Source organism: Pseudomonas sp. BS3767, assembly GCF_900099665.1.
In the GTDB taxonomy this organism is placed as follows: domain Bacteria; phylum Pseudomonadota; class Gammaproteobacteria; order Pseudomonadales; family Pseudomonadaceae; genus Aquipseudomonas; species Aquipseudomonas cerasi.
The window spans coordinates 134581-156767 of sequence record NZ_FNCX01000002.1; the positions used below are offsets into that span (position 1 = coordinate 134581).

Annotated in this window: 18 protein-coding genes and 1 pseudogene; 12 read left to right on the forward strand and 7 right to left on the reverse strand. The window is 57.7% G+C overall.

From position 1 onward, the window contains the following. The first annotated feature begins 21 nt into the window (after positions 1–21). Positions 22–1062 carry a DUF4062 domain-containing protein gene (locus BLR16_RS05090; RefSeq protein WP_074804835.1) on the forward strand — a complete coding sequence of 347 codons (1041 nt, stop codon included), beginning with the start codon at positions 22–24 and terminating at the stop codon, positions 1060–1062. Positions 1063–1414: 352 nt separating this feature from the next. On the opposite strand, the gene BLR16_RS05095 is transcribed toward BLR16_RS05090, so the two are convergent. After that, entirely contained in the window at positions 1415–1921 is a 507-nt protein-coding gene (locus BLR16_RS05095) for a hypothetical protein (RefSeq protein WP_003363434.1), read from the reverse strand. A gap of 249 nt (positions 1922–2170) precedes the next feature. On the opposite strand from BLR16_RS05095, the gene BLR16_RS05100 reads away from it, so the two are divergent. Then, positions 2171–2365, forward strand: a complete 195-nt coding sequence (locus tag BLR16_RS05100) for a type II toxin-antitoxin system RelB family antitoxin (RefSeq protein WP_003363436.1) — start codon at positions 2171–2173, stop codon at positions 2363–2365. A gap of 13 nt (positions 2366–2378) precedes the next feature. Here BLR16_RS05100 and BLR16_RS05105 read toward each other — a convergent pair whose 3' ends face one another. Beyond that, positions 2379–3254 (reverse strand): LysR family transcriptional regulator, encoded by an 876-nt coding sequence (locus BLR16_RS05105; protein ID WP_092194147.1) that lies wholly within the window; start codon positions 3252–3254, stop codon positions 2379–2381. A gap of 100 nt (positions 3255–3354) precedes the next feature. Here BLR16_RS05105 and BLR16_RS05110 point away from each other — a divergent pair, with 100 nt between their 5' ends. Continuing rightward, entirely contained in the window at positions 3355–4524 is a 1170-nt protein-coding gene (locus BLR16_RS05110; protein WP_074804839.1) for a mandelate racemase/muconate lactonizing enzyme family protein, read from the forward strand. A gap of 102 nt (positions 4525–4626) precedes the next feature. Next, positions 4627–5934, forward strand: a complete 1308-nt coding sequence (gene dctA / locus BLR16_RS05115) for a C4-dicarboxylate transporter DctA (protein ID WP_003431124.1) — start codon at positions 4627–4629, stop codon at positions 5932–5934. 59 nt (positions 5935–5993) lie between these two features. On the opposite strand, the gene BLR16_RS05120 is transcribed toward dctA, so the two are convergent. Continuing rightward, entirely contained in the window at positions 5994–6587 is a 594-nt protein-coding gene (locus BLR16_RS05120) for a TetR/AcrR family transcriptional regulator (RefSeq protein ID WP_032609194.1), read from the reverse strand. A 101-nt stretch (positions 6588–6688) separates the two neighbouring features. On the opposite strand from BLR16_RS05120, the gene BLR16_RS05125 reads away from it, so the two are divergent. Together BLR16_RS05125 and BLR16_RS05130 are read left to right on the forward strand one after the other, a co-directional pair. Beyond that, positions 6689–7447, forward strand: coding sequence for an SDR family oxidoreductase (locus tag BLR16_RS05125; protein ID WP_003363443.1), 759 nt, complete (start codon positions 6689–6691; stop codon positions 7445–7447). Between the two features lie 698 nt (positions 7448–8145). Next, the gene (locus tag BLR16_RS05130; protein ID WP_003431127.1) at positions 8146–8583 is read left to right on the forward strand and encodes a DUF3757 domain-containing protein; all 438 of its coding nucleotides are present in this window, start codon (positions 8146–8148) and stop codon (positions 8581–8583) included. Positions 8584–8639: 56 nt separating this feature from the next. On the opposite strand, the gene BLR16_RS05135 is transcribed toward BLR16_RS05130, so the two are convergent. Then, a complete protein-coding gene (locus BLR16_RS05135) occupies positions 8640–9215 on the reverse strand; it encodes a DUF1349 domain-containing protein (RefSeq protein WP_060708169.1) in 576 nt (191 codons plus the stop codon). 234 nt (positions 9216–9449) lie between these two features. Between BLR16_RS05135 and BLR16_RS05140 the strand changes: the two are divergent. Together BLR16_RS05140 and BLR16_RS05145 are read left to right on the forward strand one after the other, a co-directional pair. Beyond that, positions 9450–9698, forward strand: a pseudogene (locus BLR16_RS05140) (phage antirepressor); the annotation flags it as partial. A 78-nt stretch (positions 9699–9776) separates the two neighbouring features. Next, the gene (locus BLR16_RS05145; RefSeq protein ID WP_074804846.1) at positions 9777–10511 is read left to right on the forward strand and encodes an SDR family NAD(P)-dependent oxidoreductase; all 735 of its coding nucleotides are present in this window, start codon (positions 9777–9779) and stop codon (positions 10509–10511) included. A 1-nt stretch (position 10512) separates the two neighbouring features. On the opposite strand, the gene BLR16_RS05150 is transcribed toward BLR16_RS05145, so the two are convergent. Then, complete coding sequence (locus BLR16_RS05150; RefSeq protein WP_092194149.1) at positions 10513–11391, reverse strand: carboxylate/amino acid/amine transporter; 879 nt, start codon at positions 11389–11391, stop codon at positions 10513–10515. Between the two features lie 267 nt (positions 11392–11658). On the opposite strand from BLR16_RS05150, the gene BLR16_RS05160 reads away from it, so the two are divergent. Then, complete coding sequence (locus BLR16_RS05160) at positions 11659–16491, forward strand: M10 family metallopeptidase C-terminal domain-containing protein (protein WP_092194151.1); 4833 nt, start codon at positions 11659–11661, stop codon at positions 16489–16491. Between the two features lie 186 nt (positions 16492–16677). On the opposite strand, the gene BLR16_RS05165 is transcribed toward BLR16_RS05160, so the two are convergent. Continuing rightward, on the reverse strand, positions 16678–16992 hold the full coding sequence (locus BLR16_RS05165) for a hypothetical protein (protein WP_003363462.1): 315 nt from the start codon (positions 16990–16992) through the stop codon (positions 16678–16680). Between the two features lie 67 nt (positions 16993–17059). Here BLR16_RS05165 and BLR16_RS05170 point away from each other — a divergent pair, with 67 nt between their 5' ends. The 3 genes from BLR16_RS05170 (at position 17060) to BLR16_RS05180 (ending at position 20704) form a co-directional block, all read left to right on the forward strand. Continuing rightward, positions 17060–17983 carry a LysR family transcriptional regulator gene (locus tag BLR16_RS05170; RefSeq protein ID WP_003363464.1) on the forward strand — a complete coding sequence of 308 codons (924 nt, stop codon included), beginning with the start codon at positions 17060–17062 and terminating at the stop codon, positions 17981–17983. 222 nt (positions 17984–18205) lie between these two features. Beyond that, positions 18206–18769 (forward strand): peptidylprolyl isomerase A, encoded by a 564-nt coding sequence (locus BLR16_RS05175; RefSeq protein ID WP_003363466.1) that lies wholly within the window; start codon positions 18206–18208, stop codon positions 18767–18769. A 102-nt stretch (positions 18770–18871) separates the two neighbouring features. Further along, positions 18872–20704: an ABC transporter ATP-binding protein gene (locus BLR16_RS05180; protein ID WP_003431136.1), complete on the forward strand. Its 1833-nt coding sequence runs from the start codon at positions 18872–18874 to the stop codon at positions 20702–20704. A gap of 355 nt (positions 20705–21059) precedes the next feature. Here the strand turns inward: BLR16_RS05180 and BLR16_RS05185 are convergent, their stop codons facing one another. Next, complete coding sequence (locus BLR16_RS05185) at positions 21060–22187, reverse strand: GNAT family N-acetyltransferase (RefSeq protein WP_074804854.1); 1128 nt, start codon at positions 22185–22187, stop codon at positions 21060–21062.

Consider the following 22187-nt stretch of genomic DNA (forward strand, 5'->3'; position numbering starts at 1 on the left):
CAGCGTTCAGAGGATGTACTGATGAAGGTGTTCATAAGCTCCGTGGTAAAAGGATTTGAGCATTTCAGGGCCGCAGCCAAAGACGCCGTGGAAACATTGGATATGAAGCCGATCATGAGTGAGCATTTCGGGGCGCGCACATATTCTTCGGAGCATGCCTGCCTGACAGAGGTCGACCAATGCGACGTTTATATTCTCATCCTCGGTGCTAACTACGGCTATGAACCCCAGCCAGCCCTCTCTGTTACGCAGCAGGAATTTCGCCAGGCAGTAAGCAAGCGTAAGCCGATTCTGGTTTTCATCCAGCAGGCAGACTTTGATCCGAAGCAGACTGTGTTCGTTAATGAGGTGTCCGACTACAAGCTAGGTTTTTTCAGAGCTTCATTCTCTGATCCCCAAGAACTGTTGAAAGCTATCGTCCAAGGCCTGAGCAGGATGGAAAAATCCAAAAACTCACTTTCCGAGAAAGCTTTTCACGAGCGTATCATGGAGGCATCAAGCTCTCGTTCGTACAGTGGGCACTCTTACGCGCCAAAACTTGAGTTTGCCTTTTTGCCACAGCCCGTTGAGCAGCATGCTGTGCACGGGGCTACCCAGCGCCGTGATGAGATTTTCCAAAGCCTTCATAATCTGGGCTTAGCGAAGTTTAAGCAGGGCTATGAAGAATGGGATGACAGGTCGTTTACGGGTTTGAAGTCGGGAGAAACGTCCTGGCGTGTTTTCGACGACGGGCTCATCCTGCTGGAAACTGATGCAAGTGTGCCGGTGGAGGGGCGTACTGCTGGTCTCTATTTCGTTTCTCCGACCAGCCTGTCCAAGCTGATAATGTCCTGCTTCGAAGTGGCCGCATTCAACAGTGGCTGGTATCGCATTACGTTGAAGAACTTAGACATGGCGAAGATAGAAGAGCCCCCATCAACTGCCTCCAACAGCTATACGATGCCGATGCGTCGTGAAAAGGTTGTCAGCGAGTCACGACTTTTCATCCCTGCCACACGCCCCATGGTGGAGCAATGGACACAGGAAAGCATCGTAAGAATGGCCAGAAGCTTGGCCTATTGATCTGTGTACCCCAAATACGCGCCTCGGTCACCATGAGCCGAGGGAGTCCTGTTCAGCCTTCAATGTGCCATAGGCACCCAACAGCGTTTCCGCATAACTCCAACTGCCGACAGTCATTAAGGTTGCCTAGTGGTCCGCATTGACGTCATCTGGCTCTCCACCGAACCGATGGATACGCGTGCAGGTATGTCGAACGCGCTGGCTAGGTTGCCGACGTAGCGGCCAGTGAGATTGGCCAATTACTATCGCATCGTCAGCCGATGCCTGCCTGAGTCACGCATGACTCTCGCGAGCGCCTAGCGCCAATGTCTTCTAGTCCCATAATCTCGGATCCAGCCTCAAAACGAGAACGCTATCGGCCAAGCACACTCGCGAACCAGTTACAGTCCTGAAACTGGGCAGTAAACTTAAGCAACTCTCGGTTGATCTGGTCAACTGTTCCAACTATCCCGCTCTCAGCCAATGAATAAGCATCCTCGAAATAGCCGCACAGGCTAAGAGCGTCAGGAAAGTCGTAATTCGATCGAAACCAGGATTGATACATCCCCTCTGCTAAGACCTTTCCAAAATCAGGATCTGCAAGTAGCCTTTCATGTGCCTTGGCGAGCACATAGGGCAACACCTCTGCGCGGCTCAAGGAGGGAGTCCCGACTCGAAGTAACTGATTTGCGGTGTCGTACCGATTCGAGTCACTCATCAGCGCGAGCTCTATCAGTTCATAGGTAGGATTTCCCCGTGCAGTGATCTGATCGTCCGCCCATTGCACAATGTCCGAAACCTCAAGAAGACGTAGCTCTAACGCTTCTCTTAGGTAAGAGATCTGGTCATCAACACTAGGGCTATGAATGTTCCTTGCCATGCGTTCTTTCCGACTTTCCTATAAATAACTATATCCTAATTCAGTAGGAAAACATTGTCGTCTGCTCTCGAAAAATCGAAGGTAATGGAAACTCTAGAAATCGTGCCAATTGTAAGTTGCAGGGGGCGTCAGCGCTGCTCGGGGCTGATCCGGCGATAGAGCCGTTTCCTACAGAAAATTAGGCAGATAGGCGCAGATAATACGCCGCTGAGCACCTAAGATGGATTCACAACCAATAGGAGCTGAATCATGAGCGCTCGAATTTCTCCAATCGCGCCGGAATTTGAAACTGAGGAACAGGACACCCGCTATGACAAGTGGTTTTGTACGCAGGTCCAAGCCTCAATCAACTACCCAGCGCCTAATATTCCAAACGATCAGGTCATGGCCGAGATGCGGGCGCTTTTAAAGTCGAAGCAGCTCGCAGCCATTGACTTTGATTGAACAATCTCGCGGATCACTGTCCCGCCCTCCCCCAGAACTCTTCGACCGGTTGACTGGACAATGCTTTTGGCCGGGCCAGATGAATCTCCAGTGGTATATCCCAGCTTTCGTCCAGCGCTCTGACCAGGCGACCATCAAGAACCTCCTGTTCGGTGAGGCTCTTGGGTAACCACGCTACGCCTTTGCTTTCTAGGGCCATGGACATGAGCACCGCCGCAAGATGGCTGCTGAACAGTGGTTTGAGGTGCAGGTAATCTTCCTTGCCGCGCAGTCGGTGGGCGACGATACGGCCTAGTCCGGATTCGTGGGTGTACGCGAGGTAGGGCAACGCCGCAGGCGAGGTGCCGACGTTGGCGGAGGCGCTTGCAAGCGGAACGAGAACGTCCTCACCCACTTTCTTGCTGACAAACTGATCAGGGGCCAGTAGAGGCGGAACGTCGGGGTGGCGGTGGCAGAGCAGAAACTGCACCTGACCATGTATCAGCATCTGCTCACAAGCAGCCATGCTGTCGGAATGCAGTTGTACGGCCTCGATCGGGGCACCGTTTTCTGCGGTTCTGAGCCACTTGGGAAAGAACGTGAACGACAGAGAATGAGTGGCTGCAAACCGCAACGACCTGGCTGCCACGCCAGCGACTTCTTGAGCCTCACTGCGCATTCTGTACAAGTGCCGGGCAGCTTCCTGAGCACTGGGCAAAATCTGCCTTCCGGCCTCGGTGAGGGTGGCTCCTTGCGGTGTGCGGACAAATAACTCCACCCCCATCCAGTTCTCCAATGAACGAACTCTTCGGCTGAACGCCGGCTGGGTGACATGGCGTGCTTCAGCGGCACGAACAAAGCTGCCGTACTCCGCGAGCGCTGAAAGGTCTTCAAGCCAGACGAGTTCCAAGGGCCATGCCTCCTGTGCATAGGGTGCGGCATTAATAGCATTGGGCGGGTGGCGTCGCAACGCATAACGTGGCGCTCACAAACAACAAGAGGAGCCCGTCATGCGCATCGTAGACATTCGTGAAAAAACTGTTTCTATCGCCTCCCCTATTGCCAACGCCTACATCGACTTTTCGAAAATGACCTGCTCGGTCGTCGCTGTGATTACCGATGTGATTCGCGACGGTAAACCTGTTATCGGCTACGGCTTCAACTCCAATGGTCGCTATGGCCAGGGCGCACTGATGCGTGATCGTTTCCTGGCGCGCATCACGGAAGCTGACCCGAACACCCTTGTCGATCATGAAAACAACAACCTCGATCCGTTCGCCATCTGGAAAACCCTGATGACTAACGAGAAGCCGGGCGGCCACGGCGAGCGCTCGGTTGCAGTGGGCACGATCGACATGGCTGTGTGGGATGCTGTTGCCAAGATTGAAGGCAAACCTTTGTATCGTCTGCTGGCCGACCGCTATCGCGAAGGTGTCGCCGATGACAAGGTCTGGGTCTACGCCGCGGGTGGCTACTACTACCCTGGCAAAGACCAGACCAAGCTCAAGGCAGAAATGCAGAGTTATCTGGATCGGGGCTACGACGTCGTCAAGATGAAGATCGGTGCAGTGCCACTGGATGAGGATATCCGTCGCATCGAAGCGGTGCTTGAAGTGGTTGGGGACGGTCGTCGACTGGCGGTCGATGCCAACGGTCGTTTCGATCTTCAGACCGGAATCGCTTACGCCGAAGCCATCAAGAAGTACAACCTCTTCTGGTACGAAGAGGTTGGCGATCCGCTGGACTATGCATTGCAGGCCGAGCTTGCCAATCACTATGAACTGCCCATGGCTACCGGTGAAAATCTGTTCTCCCACCAGGATGCCCGTAACCTGTTACGCCACGGCGGTATGCGCCCTGATCGCGACTATCTGCAGTTCGACTGCGCTCTGTCCTATGGGCTTGTGGAGTACATGCGCACCCTCAAGGTAATGGAAGAAATGGGTTGGTCTTCCCGCCGCGTAGTTCCACATGGTGGTCACCAGATGTCCCTGAACATCGCAGCCGGCCTGCACTTGGGCGGCAACGAATCTTACCCGGATGTGTTCCAGCCTTTCGGCGGTTTTGCGGACGGGATCAAGGTAGAAAACGGTTATGTCGGCCTGCCGGATATTCCAGGTGTTGGCTTCGAAGCCAAGTCCGCCTTGTACGCAGTCATGCGCGAGTTGGGCGAAGGCTGATCTCCCTAGATCTGCGGCCTCCTTGAGAGAGGCCGCAGCATCAGGCGTCACCTACTGACGCCAAGCCACATGCCCATCACAAAAATAAAATGAGGTGCTTCCGTGGAAATCTCCAAAACCCGCTGGTATAGCCAGCTGTATGTGCAAGTGCTGATCGGCATCGTGATCGGTGCAGCCATCGGTTACTTCGTGCCTGATGTCGGCGCCAAGCTCCAGCCCTTTGCCGATGGTTTCATCAAGCTGATCAAAATGCTGTTGGCACCCATCATTTTTGGTACGGTGGTTGTAGGCATCGCAAAGATGGGCAGTATTAAAGAAGTCGGACGGATCGGTGTTAAAGCGCTGGTCTACTTCGAGATTCTTTCAACCATCGCGCTGGTGATTGGCCTGATTGTGGTCAACATTGTGAAGCCTGGCGCGGGTATGAATATCAACGCCAGTACGCTTGATGGCAGTGCTATCAGCAAGTACAGCCAGGCTGCCAGTGAGCAAGGAGGCACTATCGAGTTCTTTCTCAATATTATCCCGAATACCTTTCTTGGCGCGTTCTCCAATGGCGTGATGCTTCAGGTGATCCTGCTTTCGGTACTGATGGGTATTGCACTGGTGCAAATGGGCGAAACCAGCAAGCCGTTGATCAATACCATTGATTTGTTCCTGCAAGGTCTGTTCAGGATCGTTGCAATGGTCATGCGCCTGGCCCCTCTGGGTGCTGGTGCCGGCATGGCGTTCACGATCGGCAAATACGGAATTGGTACTCTGCTGTCACTCGGGCAGTTGCTGGTCGCCCTCTACGTTACCACCTTGATTTTCATCGTGGTGGTGCTGGGCTCGGTTGCCAGATGGTCGGGCATGCCGCTGATGCAATTCCTCCGCTACTTCAAGGATGAAATTCTCATCACACTGGGCACCTGCTCGACAGAAGCCGTGCTGCCGCGAATGATGGCCAAGCTTGAAAAGCTTGGCTGCAAAAAGTCGGTAGTGGGCATGGTGCTGCCAACGGGATACACCTTCAACGCGGACGGCACCTGTATCTACCTCACAATGGCCGCCATCTTCATCGCTCAGGCGACCAATACGCCACTGACATTTGTAGATCAGATGATTCTACTGGGGGTGTTTCTGCTGACGTCCAAAGGCTCGGCCGGAGTGGCGGGTGCGGGGTTTGTGACGCTGGCTGCAACGCTCACAACCATCCACTCCATTCCTCTGGTAGGTCTTGTATTACTTCTGGGCATTGACCGGTTTTTGAACGAAGCGCGGGCCGTGACCAACCTGATCGGTAACGGCATCGGCACCCTCGCCATTGCCAAGTGGGACAACTCGTTCGATGTCGAGGCCTGCGAGCGTGAAATCGCCGCGATGAAAGATGAAAAAACAGCGAGAAAAGCATTATTGGCGCAAAAGTAACCCTCGGAGCACCTTGGTCATGCCGTTCAAATACGGCATGACGGTTAGGGTTTGCGGCTTTAGAGCTGGACGTTCTTGTTCAAGCTTTCGGGGCTGCCTGCACATAAACCATCCATCACCAGGTTCAACAATCTGGTGATGCGTGAGCGCCATTCACTTTGAGAATCAACTTGCCATATGCCTGCAATGGCGAGAAAAAAGTCATCAGCAGTTACACCGCTACGAATCGTTCCAGCAGCTTCATTGGCCCGCAAAAGCAGCTCGGCGGCCGACTGAACGGGTGCGTATCCGGACTGCCCCGGAAATTCATAAACAGACGCGGCCTGCCGGATAGCGGTGGCGAGACCCGCCTTGGTCATTGCATATTCAACGAGGTGGTCCATCCACTCACGAAGGGCCTGCCTGGGGGCAGTAGTGGCGAGCAGTTGTTCCGCCAACGACGCCACTTGCTGCATTTCGAATTGATAAACCTCGAATACCAGTTTCTCTCGGGTAGGAAAATGGCGATAGAACGTTCCCTGCCCTACCCCGGCCTTCTTCGCGATTGCGCTTAGCGCCACAGCAGGATCGCTGGTCAGCTCCACCACTGCGACCTCCAGTATCCGTTCACGGTTCTTCCTGGCGTCAGAACGCATCACCAATTCGTCAGTCATGAGCAAAGATTTTCCTTGATTGGATTGATAAGCGGACACCTGTCCGGTAATGTCCTTCAAGTGGACAATTGTCCGCTTAAGCATTATTTCCGGAGTTTACTATGAACGGCACTGGCAATACGATTCTGGTTACTGGCGGCACCTCAGGCATAGGCCTCGGGCTGGCCCTCAGGCTTCAAAAAGCGGGCAACACTGTCATCATCGCGGGACGTCGCAAGGCTCTTCTCGACAAGATTGTGTCAGAACATCCAGGTATCGAGTCGATATTGCTGGACGTCTCCGATACACAATCAATCCAGCGCAGCAGCGAGGCGCTTGCGATCAGCCACCCGCATCTGAACGTTCTCATCAACAACGCAGGCATCATGCACTGGGAGGATCTGACTGATCCGCAATACCTGAGCACAGCCGAAGATATCGTGACAACCAACTTACTCGGCACTATTCGCATGGTGTATGCATTCACGCCACAGTTGATCAAGCAGCCCAGTGCAACGATCGTGAATGTCAGTTCGGCGTTGGCATTCGTTCCGCTGCCTGCGACACCAACCTACAGCGCAACCAAAGCGGCCGTTCATTCGTTCACTCAAAGTCTTCGAGTGCAGCTAGAGGGCTCGCCGATCGAGGTTATCGAGCTTGCACCACCGGGTGTACGCACCACATTGCTCGGGCAGGAAAATGACGAGCACGCGATGCCTCTGGAAGAGTTTCTGGATCAAATTTTCGACCTGCTCGAGACCTCTCCGACCCCACCAGAACTTATAGTGGAGCGCGCCAAGCCATTGCGCTTCGCCGAAGCAAGCGGTGCCCATGATGAGGTATTGAAAATGCTTGCAGGGTACAAACCACCGGCACAATGATATTAACCACGTGAGTGGCGACTGATGCCATCGCTGTCGGCAAATGCATTTGCTTGCCCAGCTACTCAGCTCGCCTCTCATGCTGAAACATTGTGCACAGGAGCATGCGGGGTGGCTGTCGACAGAGTTCGAACCAGCGGTGCTGGGCCTAACATGACCGCCACCACGTTCAATCGCTGATGGGTTCTTAATTGTCAGCAACCTAATGGGACCGGTGCGCGTACTGTGCCCATTTTTCTTTGTGCTAGAAAGTCGGCGGGCCTCGGCCTTTTTTGTAGTGCTGATGGCTGGCATTGGTTTGCCAGCGTGTCACCAAGCGCAAAGGCGCAACCGCGCACCTTATCGAATGGTCGGTCGAGTTATTCCGCAAAGAAAATAGTCAGCGATGAGAGACCTCCGCCAGCCCATTATCCGAATATAAGCAGCGCCATTTCCTACAAACAATTAAGGCCTGAAGGCACAGACAGGAAACAGCCTGGCAACTAAGATAGCCCTACCTAAATTGCATGTGGTCAAGTAACTGCTGAAATACAGACATCTTTAGTAACGAGACAACATGCAACACAGTTGCTGCCACGCATCCGATAGAAACATGTAACCCACTAGCGAATCCAAAAAGTTTACCGCCTAACCACGCAAAAAAACCGCACGCAAGCCTACACACATCAAGAATTGAGTTTTTCAATTAAAGGAATATCATGAAAAAAGTATTAATCAGCGCCGCAATTGCTACGTGCCTGCTGGGCATGTCCCTGACCTCTCAAGCGGCGGAAAACTGCCCTACCGTCGAGAAGATCGAGCAGGTCTCACCCGGTGTATACCGGGCGAGCGGCAATGACGGCGAGTGGACCGGCGTGCTGCAAGGCGTTGTAAAAAAGAAAATGCCTGTGCAGTCCTTTGAACTGGCCATCGCTATTCAAGAGAGCGCAGACGCGCCTCAGATGCTGCAATACTGTACCTACAACATCGGTGGGCGCGAGATGCTGGACATGCGCTTCACTGCTAAAAACAATAAGGATTTCACTGTAAAAACTGCAGGCAGTACCTGGAAAAAAGAAAATGGTTTTTTGGGTCTCGTCTATAACGTATGTGAAAAAACATCACCTGAAAACTGCAAGTTCACCGTTGTTAAGTAAAACAAGGTGAGCATGTCGCTCTTCAGCGGGCCTGCAATGGCCGGCTGAAGAGTCACTCACGTTAGATCATGCAAATCCTTGCCCAGTGCAGGCATGACCTCGAAATTAGAGAACACCACCTCCAGCCCTCCCCGTTCCGGACTGCAACACATCGGCCCTACGGCATAAGACTCACTCACGGGAAATGGTGCCAGGCGCAGCAGCGGCCAGCGCAGCCCGTCGCTGGAGTGCTGAATACGCATAACGCCCTTGGCGACCGTGACTCGCAGCCAGAGGCCGGATGATGAATCATCAAATACACCTGTGGCCCAATCGGATTGTCCGCAGGTTAAAACGCTGCCCAGCATCAGGGCTCCGTCACTGACTTCAACGCCGGTTTTGACCCAGTTGCGCTCGTCAATGCGGACCATCAACCCCGCCTGATCGTAAAGCGTCTTGAAGTCACCCTGCACATGCACTTGCGCAGTGAAATCACCGGTCACCGAAACACCCAGAAAATGACCGGTGTCACGGCAGAAGCCGTAGTGCGTCTGCTGCCAGAAATCGGTTTGCGGATCTGTGGTGACTGTCAGGCGCTCTTCCGCCACGTTCCAGTGCCGGGGTTGGTTCAGCCAGATGCCTTTGTCGAACATGTTGCCTCCAGTGTAGGGTTGTCGAGGGTGATGGAGGCGTTACCTCATCTAACCCATGCAGATGGGCGCGCTTCAATAATAAACATCAACCGACAACACACTATCTGAACACAACCTAAAATCTAACGCATCGCAGCCGCCCCAAAAAATGCCGTTTCCTACGCTTCAGCCCCACACCTTTCCCCCCACACACCCCATTTCGAAGCCACCCTCGTCCTCCGTCACAGCCATATGCTGCGTCAGTGGCTGACGCATGAGGTGCTGACGACCTTGCATGATCAACAGAACGTCACGCTGGATAAACCCAGAATGAGCCAGCTGCAATGGCCCGGCACATCGCTGAGCGTGCTGCACTGGCGCAGTGAAACCTGGATTCGCTTACGGGACATGCCGAATGTGGTGGCCGAGGCAGCTCCTCGTCCGAAGCGGCCGTTATGGCGCAGGGTGTTGAAGCGCATCAACACAATGCGCACTGCCGCCTGACCGGTACTGCCTGAACCCCGTTGACACCCCTCCCACCAAAAAACATGATGCATCCACCCTAAAAACCGGAACGCACTCATGAGCGACAAGAAAAAGCTTTTGCTGACTGGCGCAAGCCGGGGTATCGGTCATGCCACGGTCAAGCATTTCAATGCCGCTGGCTGGGAGGTGTTTACCGCGTCGCGGCAGAATTGGGTCGCTGATTGCCCGTGGGCTGAAGGTCTGCTCAACCACATTCACCTGGACCTGGAAAACATCGACAGCGTCAGCGAGAGCATGGCGGCAATCAAGGACAAGCTCGGCGGACGGCTCGATGCGCTGGTCAACAATGCCGGCGTTTCCCCAAAGACCGAGGACGGCGGGCGCATGGGGGTGCTGGAGTCGGATTACAGCACCTGGATCAAGGTGTTCAACGTCAATCTGTTCTCTACCGCGCTGCTGGGTCGGGGTTTGTTTGACGAGTTGAGGGCAGCCAAGGGCAGCATCATCAATGTCACCTCGATCGCCGGCTCAAAGGTCCACCCGTTTGCAGGCGTCGCCTACGCCACGTCCAAGGCGGCACTGTCGGCGCTGACTCGGGAAATGGCCTTCGATTTCGGCCCGCACGGGATACGGGTCAATGCCATTGCGCCGGGTGAAATCGATACGTCGATTCTGTCACCCGGCACCGCCGAGATTGTCGAGCGGCTGGTGCCGATGCACCGGCTGGGCAAGCCCGAGGAAGTCGCTTCGCTGATCTACTTCCTGTGTACGGCTGGCGCGTCCTACGTGAACGGTGCGGAGATTCACGTCAACGGCGGCCAGCACGTCTGACTCAACGTGTGCCGGAAACGCTCTCCGGCACGCGCCGCACGCCCAGGCGACTGATCCACACCGACGCCACGATCACCCCGCCGCCGATCAGCAGGCGGGTGAAGTCCTCATGCTGGTTCCAGATCAGCAGATTGATCAACAGCCCCAGCGGCACATGCAGGTTATTCATCACCGCCAGGGTGCCGCCGTTGACCATGCACGCACCTTTATTCCACCAATACATGCCCAGCGCCGTCGAACACAGGCCGAGAAATAGCAGCACGATCCATTGGGTCGGCGCTTCGGGCAGGTGTTGCGGGTTACCGAATATCAGGAACGCAGGCAGTACCACGGCCAGTGCGCCGAGGTAGAAGTAGCCGAAGCGTCGGTAATGCGGCAGGTCGCTCGGGTAGCGCGCCACCAGATGCTTGTACAGCACCTGCCCGGCGGCGTAGGTGAAGTTGGCCAGTTGCAGCAGCAGAAAGCCGCCAAGGAAGTCGCCGTCCAGGCCATCGTAACGAATCACGCCAGCGCCCAGCACCGCGACCGCCGCCGCCAGCAATGCCCAAGGGTTGAAGCGCCGGTTCAGCGCATCTTCGATCAACGTCACGTGCAGCGGCGTGAGAATGGTAAACAGCAGCACTTCCGGCACCGTCAGCACCCTGAAACTCAGGTACAGGCAGACATAGGTCACGCCGAATTGCAGCGCGCCGATCAGCAGCATGCTGCGCATGAAGCGGGGTTGGACCTGACGCCAGCGGGTCAGCGGAATGAATACCAGACCCGCCAGCACCACGCGGACCAGCACCGCGAAATAACTGTCGACGTGCCCGGCCAGATAGACACCGATCAGGCTGAATGAAAACGCCTGAATCGGTGTGACGAAAAGTAGATAACCCATGCCCGCCCCCCATTTTTGAAGGGCGCGACCATAGCGGTTGCGTCACTCACTGTCCACTCGACGGCCGCCAATTTTTGACGCCAACCCGTCGCCGCGCTCCGCGTTACCCGTCACAAATATGACAGTCGCATTATTGACGTACATGTCGTCGGTTTCGACGAAAATATAGCCTATATCGGCAACTTTTCCACAGAAAAAGGTCTTATCATCTCGACGCTGCAATATTGACTCATTTCATCCACATTCGTCGTCGCCTGGAGTAACACCATGATATTCAACACAAAAGACTTCGGAGCAGTGGGCGACGGCGTCACTGACGATACAGCTGCCATTCAGGCCGCAATCGATGCGGCGGCGGCTGCAGGCGGCGGTGAAGTGGTCATGGGGGCCGGCACATACATCGTGTCCGGTGGCGAAGAGCCTTCTGATGGCTGCCTGATGCTCAAGAGCAACGTCACCCTGTCGGGTGCAGGCATGGGCGAGACGGTCATCAAGCTTGCGGATGGCTCGGACACCAAGATCACCGGCATCGTGCGCTCGGCCTATGGCGAAGAAACCCACGACTTCGGCATGAAGAACCTGACGCTGGACGGTAACCGGGACGCCACCACCGGCAAGGTGGACGGCTGGTTCAACGGTTACATTCCAGGCTCTGACGGCAAGGATTCGAACGTCACTCTCGACAGCGTCGAGATCAAGGATTGCTCGGGCTACGGCTTCGACCCGCACGAGCAGACCGTCAACATGGTGATCAAGAACAGCGTGTCGCATGGCAACGGCCTGGACGGCTTCGTGGCCGATTACCTGAGCGACAGCGTGTTTGAAAACAACGTTGCGTACGACAACGATCGTCACGGCTTCAACGTGGTCACCAGCACCCACGACTTCACCCTGAGCAACAACGTTGCCTATGGCAATGGCAGCACCGGCATCGTGGTGCAGCGCGGCAGCGAGAACATCCCCTCTCCCGCCAACATCACCATCACCGGCGGCGCGGTGTATGGCAACGCAGCAGAAGGCGTACTGATCAAGCTGTCCAGCCAGGTTTCGGTCAGCGGCGTGGACATCCACGACAATGGCAACGCCGGCGTGCGCATTTATGGCAGTTCCGGGGTGGATATCTTCGATAACACCCTGAGCAACAACGCGCTGGGTTCAGCGGTTCCGGAAATCATCATTCAGTCCTACGACGACACCACGGGCGTGTCCGGCAAGTTCTTCAGCGGTAGCGACAACCTGATCCGTGGCAACACGATCACCGGCAGTGACAACTCCACCTACGGCGTCGCCGAGCGCAACGAAGACGGCACCGACCGCAACAGCATCGTCGGCAACACCATCAGCCACACCAGCAAGGGGCTGACCCTGGTGTATGGCGACGGCAGCTTCGCAGGTGATGCGTTCCCGCTGGTGACCGTCAATGGCACCGAGGCCAACGACGTCATCACCGGTGGCGCGGCCCACGAGCAGATCTTCGGTCTGGCGGGCAAGGACACCTTGAACGGCGGTGCGGGTGACGACATCCTGATTGGTGGTGCCGGAGCCGACAAGCTCACCGGTGGCGCGGGTGCCGACACCTTTCGCTTCGATCAGTTGACCGACAGCTACCGTACAGCGACCACCAGTTCCACCGATCTGGTCACCGACTTCGATATCAGCCAGGACCGCATCGACCTGAGCAACCTGGGCTTCACCGGGCTGGGCAGCGGCAAGGGCGGTACGCTGAACATCAGCTACAACGCCACGCTGGACCGCACCTACGTCAAATCACTCGACGCCGATGCCAGCGGTAACCGCTTCGAACTGGGCCTGAGCGGCAACCTGAAAGACACGCTCAATGCCAGTCATTTCATCTTCCAGCATGTCGTGGAAGGCACGGCGGGCGGCGATACCCTGACCGGCACCGACGGCAATGACGTGATCAACGGCAACGCCGGTACGGACCGTATCGATGGCGGCGCGGGCGCCGACACGATCACTGGCGGAGCCGATGCCGACACCCTGACCGGTGGCGCGGGCGCGGACCTGTTCATCTACAACTCGCGTCTGGACAGCTATCGCAATTACACCGCCAGCGGCACCAAGCAGAGCGACACGATCACCGACTTCAACCCGGCCGAAGACCGCATCGACCTGTCCAGCATAGGCCTGCGCGGCCTGGGCGATGGCAGCGCCAACACCATTTACCTGTCCGTCAATGCCGACGGCAGCAAGACCTACATCAAGACCGATGCGGTCGACAGCACAGGCAATCGCTTCGAGATCGCCTTGCAAGGCAATCTGGCCGACAAACTGAGCGCGTCCAACTTCATCTTCTCCACCGCAGCCGCCGCCAATCAGGCACCAGTGCTCAATACGCCGCTGATGGACCAGAACATCACCGAGCTGAAGGCGTTCTCCTACGCTGTGCAACCCGGCAGCTTCAGCGACCCGGACAGCGACACGCTGACCTACAGCGCGACCCTGGCCGATAACAGCGCCCTGCCCGACTGGTTGAAGTTCGACAGCAAGACCCTGACCTTCAGCGGCACGCCGGGTGGCACGGCATCGGGGCTTTACTCGGTATTGCTGACCGCGAGCGACGCCACCGGCGCATCGGTGGCCGACAGTTTTGCCATCAATGTGGGCAACGTCACGCCGGGGACCCTCACCGGCACCGAGAACGCCGAGGCGCTGTATGGCACCGAAGGCAACGACACGATTCTGGGCCTGGGCGGTGACGACACGCTGCGCGGCGATACCGGCGCCGACATCATCAACGGTGGCGCAGGACGTGACGCCCTGTACGGAGGAGCCGATGCCGACACGTTCGTCTACAGCGCACTGACCGACAGCTACCGCGATTACGACGCTGGCGGGCTGACCGCCACCGACACGATCTATGACTTCACCCCCGGCCAGGACAAGATAGACGTCTCCGCCCTCGGCTTTCTGGGGCTGGGCAACGGCGAAGATCACACGCTGTACATGACCCTCAACGAAACGGGCGACAAGACTTACATCAAGTCCGCTACGGCGGATGCCGACGGCAATCGCTTCGAAATCGCCTTGAGCGGCAACCTGATTAACACCCTGACCGATGCGGACTTCGTGTTCGGCCAGCGTGAGGCGCAGGAGATTCTCTACCTGCCGACGCTGGGCCAGTCCAATGCGCGCCTGCTGCGCATGACCGAAGACGATAACCAGTCCGGCACCTCGGAAATGGTCAAGGACCTGACCCGCTACACCGATTACGACGTGCGCAGCCAGTTCACCGACGCCAACGGCGATGGCATCGACCTCGCCGTGGGCGGCAGCACCGTGGTCGGCTACTCGACCGGCACTCAGGAAGAACAGCGTGTTTCCTGGTGGCTGGTCGACACCGATGAGCCGGGCCCTGCGCTGTTGCGCGCCACCGAGTTGCTCAAGTCGCAACTGGCGTCGCTGACCGCCATCGACAAAGTGACCACCGGGATCATCTGGGGTCAGGGTGAAGAAGCCGCTCAGGAAATCGCCCGCGCCACTGACAAGCAGGCGGCAGCCGAGCTGTACAAGGCCTCGACCCTGAAAGTGTTCGACTACTTGCATGCGCAGATCGGCGATTTCACCGTATACATCGCCGAAACCGGGCACTACCAGACCGACGCGGCAAAGGCCCGCGGCTACACCGATGAAAAGATCAACGCCATTGTCGAGGGTACCGGGTACGTCAGAAGCGTTCAGGAAGCCATTGCCACTGAGCGCGCCGACGTCAAGCTGGCGGTTGACTACACCGACCTGCCGCTGCGTTACGAGGTCAACCCGCTGGTTTACCCCGATGACGTCTGGCACTTGCATGAAGAGTCCGCCGAGATCGTCGGCCAGCGCCTGGCCGATTTCATCGCCGATGACCTGGGTTTCCACGGCAACGCCGCTGACAACAACGACCCGGCGGCCATTTTCGAGAGTGGCCAGAACGAAGGTGGCCACATCTTCGGCACCAGTGACGACGACACACTGGTCGGCAGTTCCGGCAATGACGTGCTGGACGGCGACCAGGGCGCGGATGACATGAGCGGCGGCGATGGCAACGACATCTATGTCGTCGACAACGCTTTCGATACCGTCACCGAAAGCAACGACTCGCCCTCGCAGGTCGACACCGTGGTGTCGTCTGTCAGCTGGACGCTGGGCGCCAACCTGGAAAACCTGGTGCTTACCGGCGTGTCTGCCATCAACGGCACCGGCAACGCCGTGAAGAACGTCATCATCGGCAATGCCAGCAACAACATTCTTGACGGTGCTGCAGGTGCCGACATGCTGACCGGCGGCGATGGATCGGACAGTTATTACGTCGACGATGCCGCCGACCGGGTGGTCGAAACCAATGCCGATGCACAGGTGGGTGGCGTGGATACGGTGTACAGCTCGCTGGCCAGCTACACGCTGGGGGCCAATGTGGAAAACATCGTCATCAACAGTACCGGGGCCGCCAACGCCACCGGCAATGCCCTGGACAACCTGATTTACGCGGGTGCTGGCGACAACGTCATGGACGGCCGCGACGGCAATGACACCGTGTCGTATCTGTTCGCCACCGCAGGCGTCACCGTTGCGCTGAACACCAGCGCCCAGCAAGCCACCGGGGGTTCGGGCCTGGACACACTGAAATTCACTGAAAACCTGATCGGCAGCCAGTTTGCCGACACGCTGACCGGCAACAAGAACGCCAACACCCTGAGCGGCGGCGATGGCAATGACACCTTGTCCGGCGGTGCGGGTGATGACGTGCTGATCGGCGGGTCAGGCGCTGATACGCTGATCGGCGGCACCGGCGCGGACCACTACGTGTTCAACAGCATCACCGATACGGGCCTGGGCGGACTGCGCGACATCATCAATGGCTTCAAGACAGTCGAAGGCGACAAGCTGGACTTCTCCGGCTTCGATGCCCGACCGCTGACCGATGGCCACGATGCGTTCGTATTCATCGGCAACGCGGCGTTCAGCGCCAACAACAGCGGTGAACTGCGTTTTGCCGACGGTGTGCTGTACGGCAATATCGATGACAACGTCGGCGCGGACTTCGAAATCCAGCTCACGGGCGTGCAAACGCTGCAGGCCGCCGACATCATTGTCTGATTGTCCCAAAGCACATAACTCATAAAAAGCCCTGGAAACGGGGCTGCACCCTCAGAACATCAGCAAGAGCGGCCGGGGTGAGTTCCATCCCCCGCAACCCCGGTCCCACACCAACGCGTTGCACAAAAACGCGAAGCCTCTGTGCTCCCCCCATAAATTTGTCTTATCCATAAGAGCGCTCTACTCTCAGGCGGGCTGACAGCTGAGCCTGATTCGCAACTTTATGATGCTGCGATTGAATCGGGATGAAACGTCGAGACTCTTGCCTGCGCCGACCTGCACATGTCGGGTGCGCGGTGCCTCCGGCCCGTTGATGAACACCACCGAACATTTGGCGTCTACTTCACCGTAGTTGTTGACGGTGATTGACCCGGTATCGTGATAGACGTCGTGGGCAACATAATCGATCTTCACGCCCTGGTACTGTTTTTCCACCTCGATGGGGTACGCCAGGGCTGTCAACGGCAACATGACCAGCAGCGCACAACACAGTCGATTCATTCGGCAATCTCCGAGTCGGGATTGTCAGAGTAGAACAATAAGCCCGTACTTTAAGAGGAATTACAGCATGAAAGCGCCCCGCGTGACTCTCGACCAGTGGCGCACATTGCAGGCCGTGGTCGATCACGGTGGTTTTGCTCAGGCCGCCGAAGCGTTGCATCGCTCGCAATCATCGGTGAGTTACACCGTGGCGCGCATGCAGGAACAGCTCGGCGTGCCGTTGTTGCGTATCGACGGGCGCAAGGCGGTGCTGACCGAAGCCGGCGGCGTACTGCTGCGCCGCTCGCGGCAACTGGTCAAACAGGCCAGCCAACTGGAAGACCTCGCCCACCATATGGAGCAGGGCTGGGAAGCGGAAGTGCGCCTGGTGATCGACGCGGCGTACCCTTCGGCGCGTCTGGTCAGGGCGCTGACCGCGTTCATGCCGCAGAGCCGTGGCTGCCGGGTGCGACTGCGTGAGGAAGTGCTCTCCGGCGTCGAGGAGGTCTTGCTCGAAGGCGTCGCGGACCTGGCCATCAGCGGCTACAGCATTGCCGGGCATCTGGGCACCGAGATGAGCTCGGTCGAGTTCGTCGCCGTCGCTCACCCGGACCACGCCCTGCATCAGGCCAATCGCGAGCTGACCTTTCAGGACCTGGAAAGCCAGTTGCAGGTCGTCATCCGTGATTCCGGCAGGCAGCAACCCAGGGACTTCGGCTGGCTGGGCGCGGAACAGCGCTGGACCGTCGGCAGCCTGGGCACCGCTGCGACTTTCGTCAGCAACGGCCTGGGCTTCGCCTGGCTGCCTCGGCACATGATCGAGCGTGAACTGCGCGAAGGCCTGCTCAAGCCCCTGCGCCTGGACAAGGGTGGCAGCCGCAACCCGACCTTCTATCTTTACTCCAGCAAGGACCGACCGCTGGGCCCGGCCACGCAGATTCTGATCGATCTGATCCGCAGCTTTGACACGACCCCGCTCACCGCTGCACTCGGCACGCCGCAAAATGCCTGACCGGCGCAGGCACTTGGCGCTCTTCACTGTATGCAGCACGTCAATCGCACGCGGCTGGAATTCATCGCCAGCAACGCAGTCTGAAAATCCTGTGCGGTCCATGGACGTGCAGCCTGATCGTCTGAAGTGCTGCAAACCCGCCAATACGCTGGGCAAAAAAAGCCAAACGTGGTTACCTTGCCGGTCACAGTCGATATCTCTTAATGAAGGACGTGTTGCCACATGCTGAAAAAAATCGCTCTCGCCGCCTGCTCCGTACTGTTCGCCGCCAACCTGATGGCTGCTCCGGATAAAGCCACGCACGTGGTACTCGACACCAGCTTCGGCCAGATTGAAATCGAACTTGCAGACACCAAGGCGCCGATCAGCACCCAGAACTTTCTGGGCTATGTCGACAGCGGCTTCTATACCAACACCATCTTTCACCGGGTGATTCCGGGTTTCATGGTGCAGGGCGGTGGCTTCACCCAGCAACTGGTTCAGAAGCAGACCAAGGATCCGATCAAGAACGAAGCCCAGAACGGTTTGCATAACGTCCGCGGCACCATTGCCATGGCGCGTACTTCGGACGTGAACTCGGCCACCAGTCAATTCTTCATCAACACCAACGACAATGCCATGCTCGACAACGGCGCGCGCGACTTCGGTTACGCGGTGTTCGGTAAAGTCGTCAAGGGTATGGACGTCGTCGACAACATCGTCAACGCCCGCACCACGACTCAGAAAGGCATGCAAAACGTGCCAATCGACCCGATCCTGATCAAGTCCGCCAAACGCGTCAACTGATCGGGAAACCTGCACCGCATGGAGCCTCCTGGCTTCGTGCGGTCCGGACGGGAGAGCCTCCACTTATCAAGGAGAACCCACGTCGCGTGGGTGTGATAGCCAATGCTTTATCGTCGTTTCGAAAAACTGATCGATATCTTCAAAGACGCTCCTACCGCTGCCCCGCCCAATACCGTCTTCGCGTTTTATCTCTACTACCTGCGTCAGGTGTGGCCGACGTTTACCGCGCTGCTGGTGGTCGGGCTGATCGGTGCGCTGATCGAAGTGTCGCTGTTCAGTTACCTGAGCCGCATCATCGACCTGGCGCAAACCACGCCGCCGGAGAACTTCTTCAGCATTCATGGTTCCGAGCTGATCTGGATGGTCGTCGTGGCCCTGCTGCTGCGGCCGATTTTCGTCGGCCTGCATGACCTGCTGGTACACCAGACGATCAGCCCCGGCATGACCAACCTGATTCGCTGGCAGAACCACAGTTACGTGCTCAAGCAGAGCGTCAACTTCTTCCAGAACGACTTCGCCGGGCGTATCGCTCAGCGCATCATGCAGACCGGCAACTCATTGCGCGACTCGGCCGTACAGTCGGTGGATGCGCTGTGGCATGTGCTGATCTACGCGATCAGCGCGATGGTGCTGTTCGCCGAGGCCGACTGGCGCCTGATGATCCCGCTGGGTACCTGGATCGCGGCTTTCATCCTCTCGCTGATGTACTTCGTGCCGAGGGTCAAGCAGCGCTCGGTGGATTCGTCCGATGCGCGCTCACGACTGATGGGCCGCATCGTCGACGGCTATACCAACATCACCACGCTCAAGCTGTTCGCCCACACCAACCACGAGCAGCAGTACGCTCGCGAAGCGATGCGCGATCACACCGAAAAAAGTCAGCTGGCCGGCCGCGTGGTCACGTCGATGGACACCACCATCACCACCATGAACGGCATACTGATCGTCACGACGACCGGCCTGGCCCTGTGGTTGTGGACTCAGTCGATGATCTCGGTGGGGGCGATTGCACTGGCCACCGGTCTGGTCATCCGCATCGTCAACATGTCCGGCTGGATCATGTGGGTAGTCAACGGCATCTTCGAGAACATCGGCACCGTGCAGGACGGCCTGGAAAGTATTTCGCAGCCCGTTACGGTCAATGACAAACCCGGCGCCCTGCCGCTGAAGATCGAAAACGGCGGTGTCAGGTTCGACGGCGTCGATTTCCATTACGGCAATGGCAACGGGATCATTCACAACCTCAACCTGGACATCAAACCGGGTGAGAAGATCGGTCTGATCGGGCCTTCCGGCGCGGGCAAGTCGACGCTGGTGAACCTGCTGCTGCGCATGTACGACGTGCAAGGCGGGAGGATCCTTATCGACGGCCAGGATATTTCCGAAATCACCCAGGAAAGCCTGCGGGCGCAGATCGGCATGATTACCCAGGACACCTCGCTGCTGCACCGCTCGATTCGCGAGAACCTGCTGTATGGCAACCCGCACGCAACCGACGAACAGCTCTGGGAGTCGATCCGCAAGGCTCGTGCCGACGAGTTCATCCCGCTGCTGTCGGACTCCGAAGGGCGTACCGGCTTCGATGCTCATGTCGGTGAACGCGGCGTCAAGCTGTCCGGCGGTCAACGCCAGCGTATCGCGATCACCCGCGTGCTGCTCAAGGACGCACCGATCCTGATCATGGACGAAGCCACCTCGGCACTCGACTCGGAAGTCGAAGCAGCGATTCAGGAAAGCCTGGAGACGTTGATGCAGGGCAAGACGGTGATCGCCATCGCGCACCGCCTGTCGACGATTGCACGCATGGATCGCCTGGTGGTTCTGGAGAAAGGCCAGATCGCCGAAACCGGCACGCACAGCGAACTGCTGGCGCATGGCGGGCTGTATGCGCGGTTGTGGCAGCATCAAACGGGTGGGTTTGTAGGCGTGGATTGATAGGGGGAGGCTGCTGACCTCTTCGCGAGCAAGCTCGCTCCCACAGGATCTTCAGAGGCCACAACATCTTCAGCGGCAGCGACGCAGCACTTGTGGGATCCACCTGTCGATCATGTGTACGCCGCACCTGTGGGAGCGAGCTTGCTCGCGAAGAGGCCAGTGCAGTCGCTGAATGTCTGCTGTGTAGCGACTCCACCTGTCGGTCATATGTACGCCGCACTTGTGGGAGCGAGCTTGCTCGCGAAGAGGCCGGTGCAGTCGCTGAACGTCTGCTGTGGTCATGTGTACGCCGCACCTGTGGGAGCGAGCTTGCTCGCGAAGGGGCCAGTGCAGTCGCTGAATGTCTTCTGGCCGGTTACTCCACCTGCCGATACGGCAGCGCGCTGCGCGCTTCCTCGGCATAGGCCAGTACGCCGACTCGCTCCTGCTCCAGAAACTCGCTGACCGCGTCTTTCAGGCCTGGATGCATCAGGTAGTGCCACGAACGGGTAATCTGCGGTTCGAAGCCGCGGATCAGTTTGTGTTCGCCCTGCGCGCCGGCGTCGAAGCGTTGCAGGTCGTGCGCGATGGCGTAGTCCATACCCTGATAGAAACAGGTTTCGAAATGCAGCCGGTCAAACTCGGCCAGACAGCCCCAGTAGCGCCCATAGAAACTGTCGTCGCCGATCAGGCTGAAGGCCATCGCCACCGGCCGTGAGCCCTGCAGCGCGATGACCACACGGATCGATTCAGGCATACGCTCAGCCAGCAGGCTGAAGAACTCACGCGTCAGGTAAGGCGCCTGCCCTCGCACCTCGTAGGTATTGGAGTAGCACGCATACACGAAGTCCCACAGCACTTCGCTCATCTGCGCGCCTTCGAGCCATTCAAACTCGATGCCCTGCCCGGCCACCTGCTCACGTTCCTTGCGCATCTGTTTGCGCTTGCGCGAACTCAATGCATCAAGGAAGTCCTGAAAGTCCCGGTAGCCGCGATTGTGCCAGTGAAACTGGCAGCCAAAGCGTTCCAGCCAGCCCGGTTGCGTTTCAAGCAAGGCATCGGCCGCCGGATCGGTGAAGTTCACGTGGGCGCTCGACAACCCTTCACTCTGCAGATAGGCAGGCAGCTCACTGAGCAACTCGATACCGCCCTGAGGCGTCGCCGACAAAATCCGCGAACCGCCGACCGGGCTGAAAGGCACGGCGATCAGCAGCTTGGGGTAATAGGCGATGCCGGCGCGACGGCAGGCGTCTGCCCAGGCGTGATCGAACACGTACTCGCCATACGAATGCCACTTTCGGTAAGCCGGCAACGCCGCCACCAACTGATCGTTTTCGTAGTGCAGCACGTGCTCGGCACGCCAGCCCGATCGTGGCCCGAGGCTGCCGCTGTCCTCCAGCGAGCTGAGAAACGCATGCCGCAGGAATGGCTGATTGCCAGGCACCAGCGCATCCCACTGGGCAGGCGCGACGGTGCCGAGGCTGTCGATTACGTGAACAGGCAT

Excerpts from the sequence above, each read along its gene's own strand:
- BLR16_RS05090 (WP_074804835.1), top strand. The coding sequence starts at position 22 with ATGAAGGTGTTCATAAGCTCCGTGGTAAAAGGATTTGAGCATTTCAGG.
- BLR16_RS05095 (WP_003363434.1), bottom strand. The coding sequence starts at position 1,921 with ATGGCAAGGAACATTCATAGCCCTAGTGTTGATGACCAGATCTCTTAC.
- BLR16_RS05100 (WP_003363436.1), top strand. The coding sequence starts at position 2,171 with ATGAGCGCTCGAATTTCTCCAATCGCGCCGGAATTTGAAACTGAGGAA.
- BLR16_RS05110 (WP_074804839.1), top strand. The coding sequence starts at position 3,355 with ATGCGCATCGTAGACATTCGTGAAAAAACTGTTTCTATCGCCTCCCCT.
- BLR16_RS05120 (WP_032609194.1), bottom strand. The coding sequence starts at position 6,587 with ATGACTGACGAATTGGTGATGCGTTCTGACGCCAGGAAGAACCGTGAA.
- BLR16_RS05125 (WP_003363443.1), top strand. The coding sequence starts at position 6,689 with ATGAACGGCACTGGCAATACGATTCTGGTTACTGGCGGCACCTCAGGC.
- BLR16_RS05130 (WP_003431127.1), top strand. The coding sequence starts at position 8,146 with ATGAAAAAAGTATTAATCAGCGCCGCAATTGCTACGTGCCTGCTGGGC.
- BLR16_RS05135 (WP_060708169.1), bottom strand. The coding sequence starts at position 9,215 with ATGTTCGACAAAGGCATCTGGCTGAACCAACCCCGGCACTGGAACGTG.
- BLR16_RS05145 (WP_074804846.1), top strand. The coding sequence starts at position 9,777 with ATGAGCGACAAGAAAAAGCTTTTGCTGACTGGCGCAAGCCGGGGTATC.
- BLR16_RS05150 (WP_092194149.1), bottom strand. The coding sequence starts at position 11,391 with ATGGGTTATCTACTTTTCGTCACACCGATTCAGGCGTTTTCATTCAGC.
- BLR16_RS05160 (WP_092194151.1), top strand. The coding sequence starts at position 11,659 with ATGATATTCAACACAAAAGACTTCGGAGCAGTGGGCGACGGCGTCACT.
- BLR16_RS05165 (WP_003363462.1), bottom strand. The coding sequence starts at position 16,992 with ATGAATCGACTGTGTTGTGCGCTGCTGGTCATGTTGCCGTTGACAGCC.
- BLR16_RS05170 (WP_003363464.1), top strand. The coding sequence starts at position 17,060 with ATGAAAGCGCCCCGCGTGACTCTCGACCAGTGGCGCACATTGCAGGCC.
- BLR16_RS05175 (WP_003363466.1), top strand. The coding sequence starts at position 18,206 with ATGCTGAAAAAAATCGCTCTCGCCGCCTGCTCCGTACTGTTCGCCGCC.
- BLR16_RS05180 (WP_003431136.1), top strand. The coding sequence starts at position 18,872 with ATGCTTTATCGTCGTTTCGAAAAACTGATCGATATCTTCAAAGACGCT.
- BLR16_RS05185 (WP_074804854.1), bottom strand. The coding sequence starts at position 22,187 with ATGCCTGTTCACGTAATCGACAGCCTCGGCACCGTCGCGCCTGCCCAG.